The organism is Flavobacterium xinjiangense (genome assembly GCF_900142885.1).
GTDB classification, from domain to species: Bacteria; Bacteroidota; Bacteroidia; order Flavobacteriales; family Flavobacteriaceae; genus Flavobacterium; species Flavobacterium xinjiangense.
Map to the genome: position 1 here is coordinate 94,903 of NZ_FRCL01000001.1, position 20,244 is coordinate 115,146.

Consider the following 20,244-nt stretch of genomic DNA (forward strand, 5'->3'; position numbering starts at 1 on the left):
AAACTATTTTTGAATTCCAAATCCTACAAATTACATGAAAGAAAGTTATTTATTCAAAAATACGGGTTCTGCAAAATCTACAGCGAATCTACCTATTAATTCTTCTTCAATTGTTGCAAAAAACAAGCAAAATAATTTCCACTCTATAATTTCCTTTTTAAGCTTGCTGTTGCTGTTTTTCTTAGGAAATAATATGCATTCACAAACAACATTAGTATTTACTTCTAATTCAACATGGACCTGTCCCGCTGGAGTTACTTCGATAACAGTAGAGGCTTGGGGCGCAGGAGCAGGAGGACGAACCGGCGGCTCCAATAAAGGTTACACAGGTGGTGGTGGTGGTGGTGGCGCGTACGCTATACTAAATACAGTAAGCGTAACACCCGGAACTACATACACCCTTACTGTTGGCGGTATAAGCGGAGATGACACTGCAGGTAGTGCTTCAACTGCCGTATTTGGTTTAAAAACTATTAAAGCGGCAGGCGGTTCGATTGGAGCTGTTCCTGGTCTTAATGCCGCGGGAGGAGCTGGAGGTACAGTGGCTGCAAGTATTGGAGATTTTTTGTTTCCGGGCGGGAATGGAGGAAATAGTAAAGGAACAACAGCTACTGGCGGTAGTGGCGCAGGTGGTGGTGGCGGTAGTGGTGCGGGAAGTACTGGCCCTGGCAACGATGGGGCCACACCAACTAACAATTCTACTGGTGGTAATGGAGGCGCTTTAGTTAATAATTTTGGTGGTGCAGGAGGTAAGGGAGCAAATGATGGCAACTCAGGCACAAATGCATCTACCACAGGTTATGGCGGCGGTGGTGGTGGTGGTGGTGATAAAAATGGTGCTGCTTATGCACTTATTGGTGGTTCGGGTCAGAATGGCGCCATTATTATTACATTATTATTAGGAAATGGACCTGGCGGCGTTACCTCTAATTTACAATTATGGCTTCGGTCGGACTTATTAGATGGAACCACAACAGTTGCTGATAACAGTCCCGTAACAACTTGGAAAACACAAGCTCTGGGCGACAATGCTACCAAGCCTGCTGCAACTGGCGCTCCAATATATAAAAATAATGCAAGTGCTAACCTAAACTTCAACTCCGTTGTAGATTTTACAAATGATAACACCACTGCAACTAATAACTATCTGGACAACGATCCAAATCGACAATATTTAAAAGGCTCATCTGCTTTCTATAATCAGGATATTTTTGTAGTTATGATACCTAATGTTCCCATTACTTCATTGTCAAGACGAATGGATATTTTTTGTGGTGATAGGAACTCTGCTGTTCTGGAACCAGATTTAACAGGACTTGGTTTTGGCGATTATACCGGGAGATTTAATAATGAAGTATTAACTTATGCAATAGGACCAACAGGTGGTGTTGGAATTGGATATGGTGTTGCACATCAAAGCACAACAGCGTCCTATAGTTCTGCAGGAATTATAAATGCGAGACTTAATTTAGCCAGTAATGCCGAAGAGCTATACTATAATGCAAATATTGTAGGTAATGCTACCTCAGATCTCCCTTCATTTGTAAATGTCAACAATAGCAAATACTGGATTGGAAGAAGCGAAGGTATTGACGGAAGTTTAAACGGAAAAGTCGCGGAAGTCATTACGTATAGTTCACGAACCACAGACACACAGAGGAGTAATATTCGCAGTTATTTAGCCATAAAATATGGAATAACCCTTGCACCAGATTTAATTACTGGTGCAGGTACAACAAACTACACCAACTCGGCAGGAACCACTATTTGGGACGCTGCTGCAACCGGATATAATTACGACATTGCTGGGATTGGTAGAGATGATATCACAAAATTAACCCAGAGACAATCGAAAAGTATCAATACAACTGATGATATTACCATCGGTTTAGGAACGATTGCCACAACCAATACGGCAAATACCAACAACTTTGATACCGACAAAAAATTCTTAGTATGGGGAAATAACAAAGATGCATTGACAGCTCAATCTGTTTATGTCAATATAAGTTCTGGAATTACTACACCAGCGGCATTAATAACAGATGTAAGTTTTAAAACAATTATAAGAAAATGGAAAGTCGTTGAAACAGGAGGAGATGTATCTGTTTGTAAAATCTCAATTCCTACAAGTATGCTTGCTACTACAAATGTAGCTGCAGATCCTGGAGAGTATAGGATGTTCATTTCAAGCACTGCTACTTTTGACACTAATTCGGCATCAGTGATAATGACGGCAAATGGATCTAATCTGGAAACTACCTATAATTTTGATGGGATTAAATACATCACTTTTGGTTTTGTACCGGAGAAAACTTTTGAAAGATGTATAAAGTTTGATGGTATTAATGATTATCTGGATTCCGGAAATGTATTAGATCTCAATACTTCATTCACAGTTTCGGCTTGGGTGAACTGCACTGAAGCAAACAAAACCATACTTTCAAAAAGAAACAGCGCATTTACGCAAGGATATGATTTAAGTATCAACAGTGCTGGAAAAGCGGAAATGAGCTGGTTTGTTAGTGGAGTAAAAAAAACCATCACTTCAAGTGCAGTAATTCCATTAGGAATCTGGCATCATATAGGACTAACTTTTGACGGTACAACTGCAAAAATGTATATCGATGGTATAAATAAAATAAGTTCTCCCTTAGCCGGAATCCCAACAGCAACAACAAACTCTTTCCTGATTGCTGCTGCAGACGGCTTACCTCCAGCCGCTTTTTTCAAAGGATCTATTGATGAAGTACGTATTTGGAAAATAGCACTTACTGATGCACAATTTCGTTACGTGATGAATCAGGAAATAGTAAGTAATACCGCCTTTACTAATGGAGTTGTAGTGCCAAATACGATAACATTAAATGACATAAGTAGCATTCTATGGACAAACTTGAATGCCTATTATCCCATGTCTACGTATTCCTTTATTAATGCCAAAGATAAATCTGGTTATGGTTTAACAGCAGCTTTAAAAAATATAAATACTGTTGACTTGCAAACCGCTCCGTTACCCTATGAATCAGCTTCAAGTGGAAATTGGGAGACTCCTGGGATATGGAAAAATTACACATTGCAAGAGCCACCTCATAGTGCTTCAATAGAGAACCCTCCTACTACCAGTTCATCTAGTGCACCACCGCCAATTGGATTACCTAGTCCGGTAACAATTGAATGGAATATTATAAAAATTAAAAATTCCCATACAGTAACTTCGGTAGGAAATAAACAGGTTTTAGGATTATTTATTGAACCAACTGCAAATTTAATAGCAACGACCAGTGGAGGATCACAAACTGACGGTACAAAAATCGAAGTTTCTCATTATTTGAAATTAGATGGAAAAATTGATTTAGTGGGAAGATCACAATTGGTACAAACTGAAAGCAGCGATTTAGATCCAACCAGCGCTGGCTCAATAGAAAGAGACCAACAAGGGCAAGCCAATAAATTCAATTACAATTATTGGAGTTCACCTGTAGGGGCAATCAGCTCCACTACTAATAATAATGCATTTACGGTGGCAGGAGTTTTAAGAGACGGTACGACGCCTGCTACACCAGTTGCAATCAATTGGGTTTCCGGGTATAATGGAGCACTCGGATCACCAATTAGCTTAGCTGGCTATTGGATTTATAAATTTGACAACTTAGCTAATGATTATGCAAATTGGACTCAAATAGGAGAAAATGGCACACTTCAAGCGGGGAAAGGATTTACTTTGAAAGGACCTGGAACTACTGGAAACCAAAATCTTACCTTTACAGGAAAACCAAATAACGGACCAATTACTAATACGGTATCTAAAGATCAATTACTATTGATAGGAAATCCATACCCTTCTGCAATAGATGCAGATCAATTTATTAATGATAATATTGGATCTTTAGATGTTACAACAACCAACCCAACTATTGATGGCGCACTCTATTTTTGGGAACACTATTCAACAAATAATACCCATAATTTGGGAGGATATCAAGGAGGATACGCTATTCGAAATTTAGCTGGTGGTGTTGCTTCAAGTTCAACAGGAATCGATTACATAAGCGGATCAGGGACTACCTCAAAACTGAAAGATCCACAAAAATATATCCCCGTTGGACAAGGTTTCTTCGTCTTTGGAAATGCCAGCGGTGGGAACGTGGTTTTCAAAAACAGTCAAAGAGCTTTTATTAAAGAAGAAAATGCAGCTTCTCAAACTACGTATAGAGTTCCAGTTACTCCTAAAGGTTTAGACCATTGGACAGATAACAGTGATGATCCAATAGTAAAAGATACACATAAAAAACTTCGTTTAGGCTATAATTCTTACAATGAAACTTTCCATAGGCAAGTCTTGTTAGCCTTTATGGATGAAAAAGCAAATAGCGAGATGAATGCCGGTTATGATGCGTATAACATTGATGATTCACCAAGCGACATGTACTTCTTAAACGGAGAAAATGAACTAGCTATTCAAGGAGAAGGTTATTTTGATGAAACAAACTCCTACCCTATTGGCGTAAGATTAGAAACAGCGGGCAAGGTATCTTTTGGCATTGACGGATTAGAAAATTTTGATGGCAATCAAAACGTTTTCATTTATGATATATCAGATGATAGCTATCATAATATAAAAAATACTTTGTATGAAATTGAACTTCCAGCGGGAACACTAGATGACCGGTTCTACCTGCGCTTCGTCGACAAAAAACTAGGAACGGATGCATTTAATATATCCAAATTAGATGAGGCAATTGTGGTTGTCAATCAAAATGTCACTATTCAATCTTCGAATCAACTGATAAAAAATATCACGGTATTTGATTTAGCAGGAAGAAAAATTGACAGTTATAAAAAGGTTAATGCACTACGATATACATTGAGTCATTTAAACAAGACGAGCACCGGTTTGATTGTGAAAATCACTTTAGAAAACGACACTGTAATTTCCAAAAAAATAATATACTAATAAATCACTTTTAACAGTAAAAGCCACTCCTAACCGAGTGGTTTTTTTTTGGAAAAATTTGAAAGCAATTGATACAATTATATTTAGATTAAAAACGAGAACGGAGTCCTTCTTATTGCTATTATAGAACTGATGTCAACAGAATCAAAAAACAAACGGGCTTTTCTTTGTATCAAATGTTTAGCACCAATTAAAATTTATCAATTTAATACTACTAAAATTTTTCTGTTTAGTAAAAAACTTAAATCATTTATTTCGAGTTTAAAAACATCTACGTTTTGTATAATTTTACAGCGGATTCCCCAAAAAACCCATTAATGCAAGTAACAAATAAATTCATATAAGGCGAATTTTCTGCTGTGTACCTGAAAACTTCCAAGAAGCACCCAATTTTGTACTATTTCATTAAAAAAACGACAATCCCTTCACTATCATCGACTAAACGTATAAAAAGTCAGATAAAGCACATGAATAATTTAACATTAATGACTCAAAATGTTATTTCGTAACAAAAAAAAATTATTTTTGCCACACCAAAACCAAAAATACCACAAACAATAACCTATGGAAGAACATTACTTAGTCAACAATACCGATTCCCCTAATCGTACAGTGAATCTTGATATTAATTCTTCCTCAAATATTGTCAAAAAGAAGCACTATAAAACCCAATCTATAATTTCATTTTTAAGTTTGCTGCTGATGTTTTTCTTTACAGGGAAAATATCTGCGCAAACCACGTCAACATATACAGCTTCAGGAAATTGGGTTTGTCCGCAAGGCGTTACTTCAGTTACAGTTGAAGCTTGGGGTGGAGGAGGAAAAGGAGGCGACAGTTCAGGAGGATCAGGAGCTTCATCTGGAGGTGGAGGTGGTGCTTATGCTAAAAAAAATTCAATAGCTGTTACACCAGGAAGCACCTACACCGTTAATGTTGGATTAGGCGGGAATTATTTATCAACTGCAAGTGGTGGAGATTCATATTTTAATAATGCAACGACAGTAAAAGCTGCTGGAGGGAGTGCTCCTGGGGTTAATGCTGTCTCAGGAGCCTTGGGTGGTTTAGTTGCGAGCTCAATTGGAGATATAATTTATAGAGGTGGAAACGGTGGGAATTCTCCTTCTAGTAACTCGGGTGCAGGAGGAGGAGGAGCAGGTACAACTGGAAATGGAGGTGACGCAAATTTAACTACAGCAGGTACTGGAACAACTTCGGGTGGTGGAAATGGTGGAAGTGGAGTTACAAGTGGAAATGGAGCTTATAATGCTGCAATAATTGGTGGTGGTGGTGGTGGTGCTAAAGGAAATGGATATGCTGGTGGAGATGGAGCTCGAGGGGAAATTAGAATAACTTTCACCTGCCCTAGCGAAACCGCCAATGCAGGCTCAGACCAGCCTCTTGGTTGCGGCGTAACTACAACAACATTAACAGGGAATGCACCATCTAGTGCAGGGCTAATAGGTACTTGGACATTAGCTTCAGGAACTGCAACTATAACAACCCCAAGTTCTCCTACGTCTGGAGTAACAGGATTAGCAAGTTCAGGAACTGCTACATTAAGATGGACAATAAATAATGGCTTATGTGGCACAACAACTGACGATGTGATTATTACCACAAAAAGTACGTCTGCAATAACAACTAATCCTAGTAACTCAACCATAGCAGCAGGTGCAAACACTTCATTTTCAACTACAGCATCAAACAGCCCCACAAGTTACATCTGGGAATTAAGCACTGATGGAGGTACAATATGGTCAACCGTTTCTAATGGTGGCGTTTATACAAATGCTACTACAGCCACTTTGAACATTACAAATGCTTCTATTGGCATGAACAACTATAGATACAGAGCCAAGGTAACAAATTCATGTGGCACGTCAGCGGCATCTACCTCGGCAACGCTAACGGTTACATTATCTTATTGCACATCAAGTGGATCAACATCCGCAAATGGAATAACAGGGGTTGATTTCAACACGATAAGCAATACCGGAACTGCAGTTAATGTGGCTTATTCTAATTATACAGCAATCAGCACGACACTTACCAAAGGAAATTCATATAATCTTAACGTAAATATCAATACTGGAGGTAATTTCACAAATTATCAATCCGCTTGGATAGACTGGAATGGTAATGGAAGCTTTACTGATCCAGGCGAATTTTATAATTTGGGTACAGCAAAAAACGTTACAAATGGACTTTCTAGTTTAACTCCCTACCCAATTACCGTTCCACTAGGCGCTGCAACTGCATCTGTGAGAATGCGAATTCAGTCAAAGTACGACTCTTCTACGACGGGATCTTGTAGTACTGGATTCGATGGCGAAGTCGAAGACTATACTATAAATATAATTTCAAATCCTGCTGTTTGCACAACTCCAACTTCCCAGCCAACAGCTTTGACTTTATCCCCAAACGGCACATCCATTTCAGGTTTTTTTACAGCAGCAAGCTCTAACCCAAGTAATTATCTAATAGTTGTCAGCACTTCAGCAGTAGCTCCTACTCCTTCAAATGGAACGGTATATACTATAGGCGGAACTGTGGGAGCTGGATATACAGTTGTGGATACAGACGACAACACGACTTTCCTTGCAAACGGTCTTACACCAAATACCGCCTACTATATATATATTTATTCATTTAACGGCGTTTGCACAGGTGGACCATTATACAATAGTTCATCTCCCTTAAACGGAACCACTACAACACTTAATAATATTTATTGCACACCATCGTCCGTGTTTTCCAGCACCTATATTTCCGGAATTACTTCTATAGGTACGTTAAATGACATTTCAAATGCGCCAACAGGCTTCTCTCCAAATGGGTACGGGAACTATACGGCAATAACGATTGCCAAGCAAATTCCCGGCGGCGGTATTAATATCAACATCAATTTAGCAGGAGCGGCAGGACAGTTTGTTAGAGCTTATGTAGACTGGAACAATGATGGCGATTTTATTGATGCCCTTGAACAAGTTTACAGCACAGCAACTACCGCAACTGGCGATACTTCCTTTGGTTTTGTTGTTGCAGGAACACAAGCGTCAGGCAACTACAGAATGAGAATTAGAACCAAAAGTTATAACGAAGATAGCACTATAGATCCATGTACAACTAATTTTTTAACTGGTGAAACAGAAGATTACACGATAAACATTCAGGCTGACTGTCTTCAAAAAATCACAAGCTGGACAGACGGCGAAGCATGTGGTCCAACAAGTACCGTCAATCTTTCTGCAGTATCCGCTGGGGCAACAGGATTCAGGTGGTATACAGCCGAAACTGGAGGAATTCTACTTGCAACGACCGCAACAGGAAATTGGACTACAGCTCCAATAAGTGTCACTACTACATTTTATGTCACAGCATATAATGGAACTTGTGAATCACTATATAGAGTACCAGTTATAGCAACAATTAAGTCTACTTCAAGCATAGCACTAACACCTTCTGTTCCGACAGTTTGTGGCGAAAACAATATTGTAGAAGTTATTGCAAAAGGTGATGTAGTTATTGAAAATTTATTACTACAAAATTTCGAGAGTGGAATTGCTGGATTTACAATTACAACCCCTACTAATACAAGTGGAGGCGCAGACACACCTTGGAGTATTAAAACTAGTCCCTATCTGCCCAGTACGACATCGGTATGGAAACCAGCAATAAATTCAAGCTCGCCAGCAACTACAAATAACAAATTTGCTTTTACAACTTCCGATTATAGTGGTTCAAACATTGAAACAAGACTAACAACTCCTATAATAAATGCATCCGTATACACTGATTTGACACTTAATTTTGACCATTATTACTCTTATTATTCAGCGGACAGTGGTTCTATTGAGGTATCAACTGACGGCGGTACAACTTGGATAACTCCAGCTATAGCAACATATAATAGCGATTTAGGTTCTGCTTCTAAATTCAAAAACGAAACTGTTAATTTTTCAGCATACGCAGGTCAATCAAATCTTAGATTTCGTTTTACCTACAAAGGAACTTGGGACGATGGATGGGCAATTGATAATATTAGACTCTATGGAACTAAACCTTTAAACACAACTTTTTCTTGGAGCGGAGGAACCGTCGATGCCTATCTTGATTTAGCTTGTTCAACTGCCTATACAAATCAGGCTGTTACTACTATATATATCAAACCAACTAGTACACAATTGTCCGCAACATCATGGTCATTTACCGCTAGCGCAACTCTTTCTAACGGCTGTCCTGTTTCAAAACTAGTTACTATTTACAACAAAACTAAACAGTGGCTAGGTACCACTTCTAATTGGGACGATGCTAACAACTGGAAACCGGTAGGAGTTCCTGATTTAACAAATTGTGTTTTCATACCTAACACATCTGTAATTCCTGGTGGTAACTATAATGCTCTTGCTAAAAACCTTACGGTTAAATCAACCGGTAATTTAGAGCTTCTTTCCACAAGTAACTTAACCGTTTCAGAATGGGTTAATGTTAACACTAGTGGAGTTTTTAACATAAGAGACAAAGCTAGTCTAATACAAATTAATAATGTTGCTAATACAGGAAGTGTAAATATCCAAAGAACTACCCGCGCCTTATCTAAACTAGATTATACCTATTGGAGTTCGCCTGTAGCAGGTTTTACTTTAGGAGGATTTTCTTCTTTCAATTCGTATATGTATTCCTGGATTCCAACAGTTTCAGGTAATAGCGGTAACTGGAACCCGGAAAACGACTCCAGTATTATGAGTACTGGCAAAGGCTACATACTAAGGACTCCTTGGGGACATACAGACGGCACTACCTATACCACAACCTTTATTGGTACTCCAAACAACGGTGATATAACGACTTCAATATCAAAAGGTAACTTAAGCGGAACTGCTTCTACTTCAACTTTTGACGGTACTGACGAGAATGACGAATGGAACCTTATTGGAAATCCATATCCTTCGGCACTTGATGCTGCAAAATTCTTAAATTTAGCAAGCAATGTGCCGGCTATAGGAGGAACAGTTTACTTATGGACACATAATTCACAACCTAACGCTGCCACGATAGATCCATTTTATGGTGATTATGCATTGAATTACACTGACACTGATTATGCTGTTTTTAACACAACAGGAGGTACTGCTACAGCACCAGCTTCTACCGGCGGATCTACGCCCACTGGCTACATAGCTTCTGGACAATCATTCTTCGTGAAAGCAGCAAATACAATGGCAAATGGGACTACTGCAACAACAACTTTCAACAATAGTATGCGTGTTGGTGTAGAGGGGAAAAATAGCGATTTCTTTAAATTGACTAAAAACAATAAAGACGAAGCCATTCCAAAGAGCGTTACAGACATAGAAAGACATCGCATTTGGATAAACCTAACCAATAACTCAGGAGCTTTCAGTCAAACATTGGTTGGATATGTTCAGGATGCGACACAAGGATTAGACAGGAGTTTTGACGGAGAATCTTTGGGAGGAAACGATGTTAGCTTCTACTCTATTATACCGGAAGCGGAATTAACGATTCAAGGACGTGCGTTACCATTTGATGAAAACGATCTAGTTCCTTTAGGATATAATTCGGAAATTACTGGGGAACTATCAATTAGAATTGATCATATTGATGGTCTTTTCAACACTCAAAACATCTATTTAGAAGATAAAGAACTGAGTGTAATTCATAATTTAAAACAAAAACCGTACGTTTTCAAAACAGAAAAAGGTGATTTTAACGATCGTTTCGTACTCCGATACAGCGACAAAACCTTAGGAACGAATACCTTTAACTTATCTAATTCTGATCTGGTAAATGTGATTGTTAATCAAGACGTGACCGTTCAATCTTCTAGCCAACTGATAAAAAACATTGTAGTATATGATTTATCAGGACGAAAAATTGATAGCTATAAAAAAGTAAATGCGCTAAAATATACCTTGAGTCATTTAAACAAAACGACAGCAGGCTTAATTGTAAAAATCACTTTAGACGATGATACACTAGTTTCCAAAAAAATAATATACTAATTTGCAAAACTTAACTCTAAAAGCCACTCCTGACCGAGTGGCTTTTTTTATACCCAAATTTCATCCTTAACAACTTAATCCAAGACCTTAAGTACGCACTAAAATTAACACGAATCTAATTTCAAATTAAAACAATTAAATAAAACCAATCCTATATTTTTTACGTAGGTATTTATATACAAGGAACACTGTTTTTTTTAAGACAAGCCGATAAAACTAAATACCACATAAATAAATATGCAACAAAATTACTTTACTAAAAATTACAATAAAAATAATTTAAGTTTTGATACTGCTCCCTCTAAAAAAAAGCGTGGTAACATATTCAAAAAAAAATCCTTAAAACTATACTTCATTTTAGCTATTATGATCCCTTTCGGATCAAATGTAAATGGACAAACAACTACTGTCACATCCCCCCCCGGACCTGGAACATGGTCAATGACATTACCTTGCGACGTTACGTCAATTCAAGTACAAGCTTGGGGCGGTGGGGGTGGCGGATATGGCGATAACACTAATGACGGAGCCGTAGGTCACGGTGGGGGTGGGGGTGGATACACCATTGGAACAATTGCCGTTACCCCCGGCCAAGTAATTACAGTTATTGTTGGTGCTGCAGGTACTGCGGGCTCCACCAATGGAGGAGCTGGCGGTGCCTCTTCTTATTCAATATTTACAGCAAATGGTGGTGGTGGTGGAACATTAACAGCTGGAGGAAGTGGCGGGACAGCATCAGGAGGAACATCTAACTTTACTGGTTTTATAGGTGGAACAGGATCTGGATCAACTGGTGGTTCAGGAGGAAATGCAGGGAGTGCTGGAGGGAGCGGAGGTGCTGGAGGTACGATTGGTGGAAATGGTGGAAATGGCTCAAATCCTGGAGGCGGCGGAGGTTCTTCTGGCGACAGATCCGGGAATTCTCGAACTGGTGGTTCAGGAGGGGAAGGAAGAATAACAATAACCTACACTTCTAATTTAAAAACGTACTGTAATTCCAGTTTTTCAACTGTGGGACCAATAACAAATGTCACTTTTGCAGGTATAAACAAAACTTCGTCTGCCTCTATAAACGGAACTCCAGGAAGTGAAATATTTTGTGACGATGGATCTGTAGTGCAAGGATCAACTACTAATTCGATTTCTATTCAAGGCAACACAAATGGTAATTCCCTAAACAATATTAGAGTATATATTGATTGGGACCAAAATGGAGTTTTCGGAAATCTATCAAACGAAATAATAGATCTTCCCACAATCACAAATTCAAATGGATCAGACGGTAAACTTAGCAGTGGAAATATTACTGTCCCTAGCGGCGCAATATTAGGAAAAACCCGTCTGCGAGTTATTAAAAGTAACAATTCTATTACAAATCCTTGCGGTTCCTATAGTTCAGGTCAATCTGAGGATTACGTCTTAGATGTTACCTCATCTACTACTCCAACTATTACTAGTTTAGGATCTACTAGTGGATGCGTGGGTACCTCAATCACTATAAATGGTACAAACCTAGCAGGTGCAACTGCATCAGATGTCAAAATTGGTGGGACTGCCGTTTCTTCAATAACTTCAAATTCAGGTACGGTTTTAGTTGCGGTTATAGGATCTGGAACAACGGGAACAGTTATGGTAACAACCACAAATGGTACAGCTAGCAGTTCTGCCTCTTTTACTGTAAATCAAAGCCCAACTATCAATGCCGGGCCAGTACTTACCGCAATATGTAAAGGTGGCACATCAACAGCATTAGGAGGATCATTTGGTGGGGCGGCTACTAGCGCAATATGGTCAGACGGAGGTATTGGCGGTGTGTTCGCTAATAATACTGGCACAACACCTAACTCAGCGACATGGACGCCGCCAACAACTTATACCGGAACAGCAACACTAACACTCACATCATCAGGAGGCTCTTGTGGCACAACATCTGCATCAAAAACTCAAGTTGTAAATACCCCACCAACAACAGCAACGGTAGGAAGTAATCAGAATATAAATGGTAGTTTAACATCAACTTCATTAGGAGGCAACACACCTACTTCTGGCTCGGGGTCTTGGACAAAAATATCTGGGCCAGGTACTGTAACTTTTAGTGCCAGCTCTTCAGGTACATCAACTGCTACAGTTAGCCTAATTGGAACTTATGTCTTTCGTTGGACAATTAGTTCCTCTTCATGCCCTTCAAGTTCTGCTGACCTAACGGTGAATTATAATGCTCCTGAAATTGATATCGCAGGAAATGGTAATACCGTTTTTGATGGTAATACAACCCCAACGACTACAAATAGCACTGATTTTGGTTCTTCAACCGTAGGTATAGCAACTACAAAAACCTTTACTATTCAAAATAGTGGAAATACTAATTTAACGATTGGAACAATTAGCTTTTCTGGGGCAAATGCTGCTGATTACTCCATAGCAAATTTACCAAGTACAACAATAATTGCAGGAAATTCAACAACTTTTACTATAGTTTTTAATCCAAGTACTATTGGAACTAGAACTGCAACAATTTCTATTGTAAATAATGATAGTGATGAAAATCCTTATGATTTTTCGATTCAAGGAACGGGAACAATAGCTCCATTAACTTTTGGTCCTGGAGGTGTCACTTCCGATTTACAATTATGGTTGAGACCGGACTTAATTAATGGCACAACTAATCTTGCGGATAATACTGATGTAATCACTTGGAACACACAAGGTCGCGGTAGTGATGCTACAAAGCCATCAGCTGTGGGTGCACCAAAATATAGAAATAATGCAACGCACAACATTAATTTCAACTCTGTTGTTGACTTTACAAACAATTATGCTACTACTCCACAGGTATATACTGATAACGATGCTTCCAGGCAATATTTAAAAGGAGCCTCTGGTTTTTACAGTCAGGATATTTTTGTGGTTATGATACCTGATGTTACGGTGACCTCATCTTTGCCAAGTATGGATATTTTTTGTGGAGATAAAAACAATGCTGCACAAGAAACAGATGCGACAGGTATTGGTTATGGAAATTATACCAGCAGAATGAGTAATGAAATTTTAACGTACGCATTAGGAACGTCTTCCGGAGCAGGTATAGGTTATGGAGTTGCACAGCAAAGCACTTCGGCTTCATACAGTTCGGCAGGTATTATAAATGCTCGAAACAATAGTGCGGCAACAGGAACAGAATTATACTTTAATGCCAATAACATCGTCAATTTAACAACGGACGCTTCACTATTTTCGAACGTAAATGATTCTAGATTTTGGATTGGACGAAGTGAAGGATGGGACGGTAGTTTAGACGGAAGAGTTGCTGAAGTAATTACATACAGCTCCAGGAAAAATGATAGTAATGAGAGAAGTAATATTCAAAGTTATTTAGCTATAAAATACGGGATAACCCTTGGAATAAATGGCACTTCAATAAATTACACCAACTCCTCTTCAAACATTTTATGGGACGTTACGGCAAATACCGGTTACAATTATGACATAACTGGAATAGGTCGAGACGACTTGTCAAGGTTAAACCAGAAACAATCTAAAAGTATCAATACTACAGACGACATAACAATAGGTTTGAGTACTATTTATGCAACTAATACTGAAAATATTAATTCTTTCGATACCGACAAAAAATTCTTGGTTTGGGGAAACAATCGCGGAACATTGCAAGCACAACCAGCTGTTGAAGTAAATATGAGCGCGGGTATATCAGGTTTAACAAGTGCTGTGAGCTTTATCTCTGTAGGCAGAACATGGAAAGTAGTTGAGACCGGAGGAAATGTAGCAGCAACTAAAGTATCAATTCCTTCGGCCATGCTAACCTCAACAATTACTCCTCCCGGTGACTACTTGATGTTTATATCTAATACCCCTGTTTTTAATCCAACTGCTGAATACCGTATTATGACGATTAATGGTTCGAATCTGGAGACTACCTATGATTTTAACGGCACAAAGTATATCACTTTTGGATATGCTCCAGAAAAAACTTTTGTGCGCAGTATCTCATTTGATGGTGCTGATGATTATCTTGATTCTGGGAAAGTCTTAAATTTAAATACATCGTTTACTGTTTCTGCTTGGGTAAAAAGAAATTCTTCCAACAAAACAATCCTATCCAAAAGAAATGCAACTTTTACCGAAGGATATGATTTAAGCATAAACACCGCTGGAAAAGCAGAAATGAGTTGGATGGTAGGCACTACTAAATATTCTATTACATCAAGTGAGATAATTCCATTGGGAAAATGGCATCATATCGGTATTACCTACAATAGTGCAACGACAACTGCTAAAATATACATTGATGGTTTGACAAAAATAAGCAACACTTCAATGCCTAATATTCCACCAACTACACAATCCTTTTTAATCGCTGCCGCAGATGGTGTAAATCCAACCTCCTATTTTAATGGAGCAATAGATGAAGTTCGTATTTGGAAAACTGCTTTAACTGAAGCACAATTTCGATATGTAATGAATCAGGAAATTATAAAAAATAGTGTATCTACTAATGGCGCAATAATTCCTAATTCAATATCACTAAATGATATCAGCAATGTTCCTTGGACTGCTTTAGATGCATATTATCCAATGTCAACTTACACCTATACTAATGCCAAAGACATCTCCGGTAATAATAATTATGCCGCATTGAGAAATTTGAACACGGTAGATGCACAAACTGCTCCTTTACCATATGAATCCCAAGCCAATGGGTTATGGCAGTCTCCAGCAACATGGTTGAATAATACCTTACAAGATTTACCATTTAGCGTATCTATTGAAGATCCTTCGAAAACTATTGATTGGAATATTGTAAAAACAAATCATAATATTACGTCTGAAGGGAATAAAATTCTTATGGGATTATTTGTAAATACTAATACTTTAAATGCAATTAATGACAGCAAAATTGAAGTCTCCCATTACTTGAAATTAGACGGAAAAATTGATCTAGAGGGACGTTCCCAATTAATTCAAAAAGAAGGGAGTGACTTAGACGCTTCAAGCAATGGTTTCATCGAAAGAGACCAGCAAGGGCAATCTAATAAATTCAATTATAATTACTGGAGTTCTCCTGTAAACCCTATTAATAATACAGCGAACAATACCAATTACACAGTTGGTGGCATATTAAAAGATGGTACAACTGGAACGCCTACAAATATCAGTTGGGTAGATGGATATGATGGATCGGCAAAATCGCCCATAAGCCTCGCTCGTTTTTGGATTTATAAATTTGATAACTTGTCAAATGACTACGCGAATTACACTCAGATAGGAGAAACAGGGTTACTGCAAGTTGGTAAAGGATTTACTTTAAAAGGAAGTGGAGCTCCAACGGCAACCCAAAATCTAACTTTTGTAGGAAAACCAAATAATGGGACTATCAGTAATACTTTGGGTATTGATCAATTATTACTTACCGGAAATCCTTACCCGTCAGCTATTGATGCTGATGCTTTTATAACGGATAATATAAATTCCGTTCAAAGACCAGATGACAACACAATAGATGGAACATTGTATTTCTGGGAACATTACGCCAGTAACAACACCCATAATTTAGCAGGTTATCAAGGTGGCTATGCCGCAAGGAATCTTACCGGAGGTCTTGCTCCTTCCTCCTCTGGTGTAGATTTCATAAGTAAAGCAGGATCTCCATCAAGAGGTATTCCTAATAAATTTATTCCAGTAGGTCAGGGCTTTTTTGTAAATGGGAGTGCAACCGGAGGAAATGTTATTTTTAAAAATAGTCAAAGAGGATTTGAAAGAGAGACTGATGCTAACTCTAATGTGTTATATAAAACAGCTAACAAGAAACCAAATCATTGGTCCGATAATGCAAATGACGCTATACAGGAAGACAACTACAAAAAAATTCGTTTAGGTTTTAATTCGCACAATGATTTTCACCGCCAAGTTTTAATTGGATTCATGAATGAAAAAGCGACAAGCAAAATGGATTATGGTTATGATGGATTAAATTTTGACGATTTTTCTAATGATATGTATTTGTTGAATGGAGAAAACCAATTAGTAATTCAAGGCGAAGGTTTTTTCGATGAAGATGCTTCTTTCCCAATTGGTGTAAGATCTGACACAGTAGGAAAAGTATCCTTTACAATTGATGAATTAGAAAATTTTGATAATCGTCAAAATGTTTATATTTATGATAAATCAGACGATACCTATCACAATATAAAGGACGCGCTTTATGAGATAGAACTTCCAGAAGGAACTTTTAACGATAGATTCTATCTTCGTTTTACTGAAAAAACTTTAGGAACAGATACATTTAGTTTGTCTAAATCTACGGAAGTAAATGTGATTGTAAATCAAAACGTAACGGTTCAATCTTCAAACCATGTGATAAAAAACATCACAGTATATGATTTACTGGGAAGAAAAATTGATAGTTATACAAAGGTAAATGCACTAAAATATACCTTGAGCCATTTAAACAAAACGACGGCGGGTTTAATTGTAAAAATCACTTTAGACGATGATACCGTAGTTTCCAAAAAAATAATATACTAAATTGCAAAACTTAACTCTAAAAGCCACTCCTCACCGAGTGGTTTTTTTTTTGAAAAATTTAAAAATATTTACGACAATCAAATGATTTAATTTGTTTCAAAAAAATAGAAAGGGAATCATTCTAACTTAGATTATAAAATTTATAAATTTGTGCAACTAAAATAATTCCTTTAACGAAAAACGCAATCGTTTGAGTAAATCGTATAAATTGAAATATTCTAACTAATTTTCATAATAATACCCGAACATGATTGACGAGAATAATGAAACTAAATTAATTGAAGGCGAAGACTTCTACTTTACGCCTGAAGGTTATAAATGCTTTACAGAAAAACATCATTTAAAAAGAGGATATTGTTGCAAAAGCGGCTGTCGTCATTGTCCGTACGGTTATGATAAGAAAACGGGAAATTTAAAAAAGTAGAGAGAGTTCAATCACAAAATCAACTCACCAATAAAAATGGATATTCAATCTCAAAAATATAGAATCAAAATTCATAAATCCTACCACAGGTCGGATATTCGTTATCCATAGCCGTTTTTTTATTGACTGCATTCCTTAATTAAAATGAGGAACAAAATGCGAATCGAGTATAAATACAATTCGAAAACGAGTTAATTTGAAGACATAAAAATGTGAAAAACATTGCAATTTCTTTAAATTTTTCAATATTTAAATTTTTCAATAAAAAAACATGACTTTCCAAGAACAAATCAAACAGGGAATTCCCTCTATACTACCTCAGCCTAAACCGTATGAGGCAGACATTAATCATGCTCCGAAACGAAAAGAAATCCTTTCGGCAGAGGAGAAAAAATTAGCCCTTCGTAATGCTTTGCGCTATTTCGGACCAGAGCATCATGGCGAGCTAATACAAGAATTTCGTCAAGAACTAGAAACATACGGTCGCATCTATATGTATCGCTTTCGTCCCGATTATGAAATGCGTGCGCGTCCAATTAACGAATACCCGGGAAAATGCGAACAGGCAAAAGCTATAATACTGATGATTCAAAACAACTTGGATTATGCCGTGGCGCAACATCCCCATGAATTGATTACCTATGGTGGCAATGGAGCCGTTTTCCAAAACTGGGCACAGTATTTATTAACCATGCAATATTTATCAGAAATGACGGATGAGCAAACATTGACGATGTATTCAGGTCATCCAATGGGTTTGTTCCCTTCGCACAAAGAAGCGCCACGAGTGGTAGTAACAAACGGAATGGTAATTCCTAATTATTCTAAACCGGACGACTGGGAAAAAATGAATGCTTTGGGCGTTTCGCAATACGGACAAATGACTGCCGGAAGTTATATGTACATAGGTCCGCAAGGAATTGTTCACGGAACAACAATTACCGTTTTGAATGGTTTCCGAAAAATAAAACGCAGTCCTACAGGTGGTTTATTCGTAACTTCAGGATTAGGCGGAATGAGTGGCGCACAACCCAAAGCAGGTAATATTGCCGGTTGCATCACCGTTTGTGCCGAAGTAAATTCAAAAATTACTCATATTCGCCACAGCCAAGGCTGGATCAATGAAGTGATTGAAAATATTGACGAATTAGTACAAAGAGTCGCTTTGGCGAAAGCCAACAAAGAAATTGTTTCTATCGCCTACCTCGGAAACGTGGTGGACGTTTGGGAAAAATTTGATCAGGAAAATATCCATATCGATTTAGGTTCAGACCAAACATCATTACACAATCCCTGGGCGGGCGGCTATTATCCTGCTGACGTTTCCTTTGAAGAAGCGAATGAAATGATGGCTAACAACCCGGATTTATTCAAAATAAAAGTTCAGGAAACATTGCGTCGCCACACTACTGCTATCAATAAACACACTGCCAGAGGAACGTATTTCTTTGATTACGGAAATGCTTTCCTACTGGAAGCTTCCCGTGCCGGTGCTGATGTTATGGCAGAGAATCATATTGATTTTAGGTATCCGAGTTATGTACAGGATATTATGGGTCCTATGTGTTTTGATTATGGTTTTGGTCCGTTCCGTTGGGTTTGCGCCTCAGGGAATCCAGAAGATTTAGCCAAAACAGATTTAATTGCTTGTCAGGTTCTGGAAGAAATGGCAAAAACAGCTCCCGAAGAAATTCAACAGCAGATGCAGGATAATATTCACTGGATAAAAGGTGCTCAGGAAAATAAATTGGTCGTAGGTTCTCAAGCCAGAATCCTTTATGCTGATGCCGAAGGACGTGTGAAAATTGCCGAAGCTTTTAATCAGGCTATTGCCAAAGGTGAAATTGGAACTGTAGTTTTAGGTCGGGATCACCATGACGTTTCCGGTACTGATTCACCTTACAGAGAAACTTCTAACATCTATGACGGCTCCCGTTTTACTGCTGATATGGCGATACAAAACGTCATTGGAGACAGCTTTCGTGGTGCCACTTGGGTCTCCATTCACAATGGTGGAGGAGTTGGCTGGGGCGAGGTAATTAATGGTGGATTTGGAATGGTTCTTGATGGATCTAAAGAAGCATCAAGACGTTTAGAATCTATGCTTTTCTGGGATGTCAACAATGGAATTTCCAGAAGAAGCTGGGCGCGTAATGACGGAGCCATTTTTGCCATAAAAAGAGCCATGGAAGCGCAGCCTCTATTGAAGGTAACCATTCCTAACTCAGTTGCCGACAATTTGTTGGATTTTTAAAAATTTGGCCGTATCTTTATAATAAAGAATTAACAATCA

General features: G+C 38.1%; 5 protein-coding genes. All 5 read left to right on the top strand.

Annotated elements, in window-relative coordinates; all coding sequences use genetic code 11:
* The first annotated feature begins 34 nt into the window (after positions 1 to 34).
* Positions 35 to 4,957: a DUF8202 domain-containing protein gene (locus BUC23_RS00430; protein WP_073203675.1), complete on the top strand. Its 4,923-nt coding sequence runs from the start codon at positions 35 to 37 to the stop codon at positions 4,955 to 4,957.
* 564 nt (positions 4,958 to 5,521) lie between these two features.
* Positions 5,522 to 10,984, top strand: coding sequence for a GEVED domain-containing protein (locus BUC23_RS00435; protein WP_073203678.1), 5,463 nt, complete (start codon positions 5,522 to 5,524; stop codon positions 10,982 to 10,984).
* A 366-nt stretch (positions 10,985 to 11,350) separates the two neighbouring features.
* Positions 11,351 to 17,527: a DUF8202 domain-containing protein gene (locus BUC23_RS00440; protein WP_456236307.1), complete on the top strand. Its 6,177-nt coding sequence runs from the start codon at positions 11,351 to 11,353 to the stop codon at positions 17,525 to 17,527.
* A 247-nt stretch (positions 17,528 to 17,774) separates the two neighbouring features.
* Positions 17,775 to 17,951: a C1orf53 family protein gene (locus tag BUC23_RS17400; RefSeq protein ID WP_167365540.1), complete on the top strand. Its 177-nt coding sequence runs from the start codon at positions 17,775 to 17,777 to the stop codon at positions 17,949 to 17,951.
* Between the two features lie 271 nt (positions 17,952 to 18,222).
* On the top strand, positions 18,223 to 20,205 hold the full coding sequence (locus BUC23_RS00445) for a urocanate hydratase (RefSeq protein WP_073203685.1): 1,983 nt from the start codon (positions 18,223 to 18,225) through the stop codon (positions 20,203 to 20,205).
* Positions 20,206 to 20,244 lie beyond the last annotated feature (39 nt).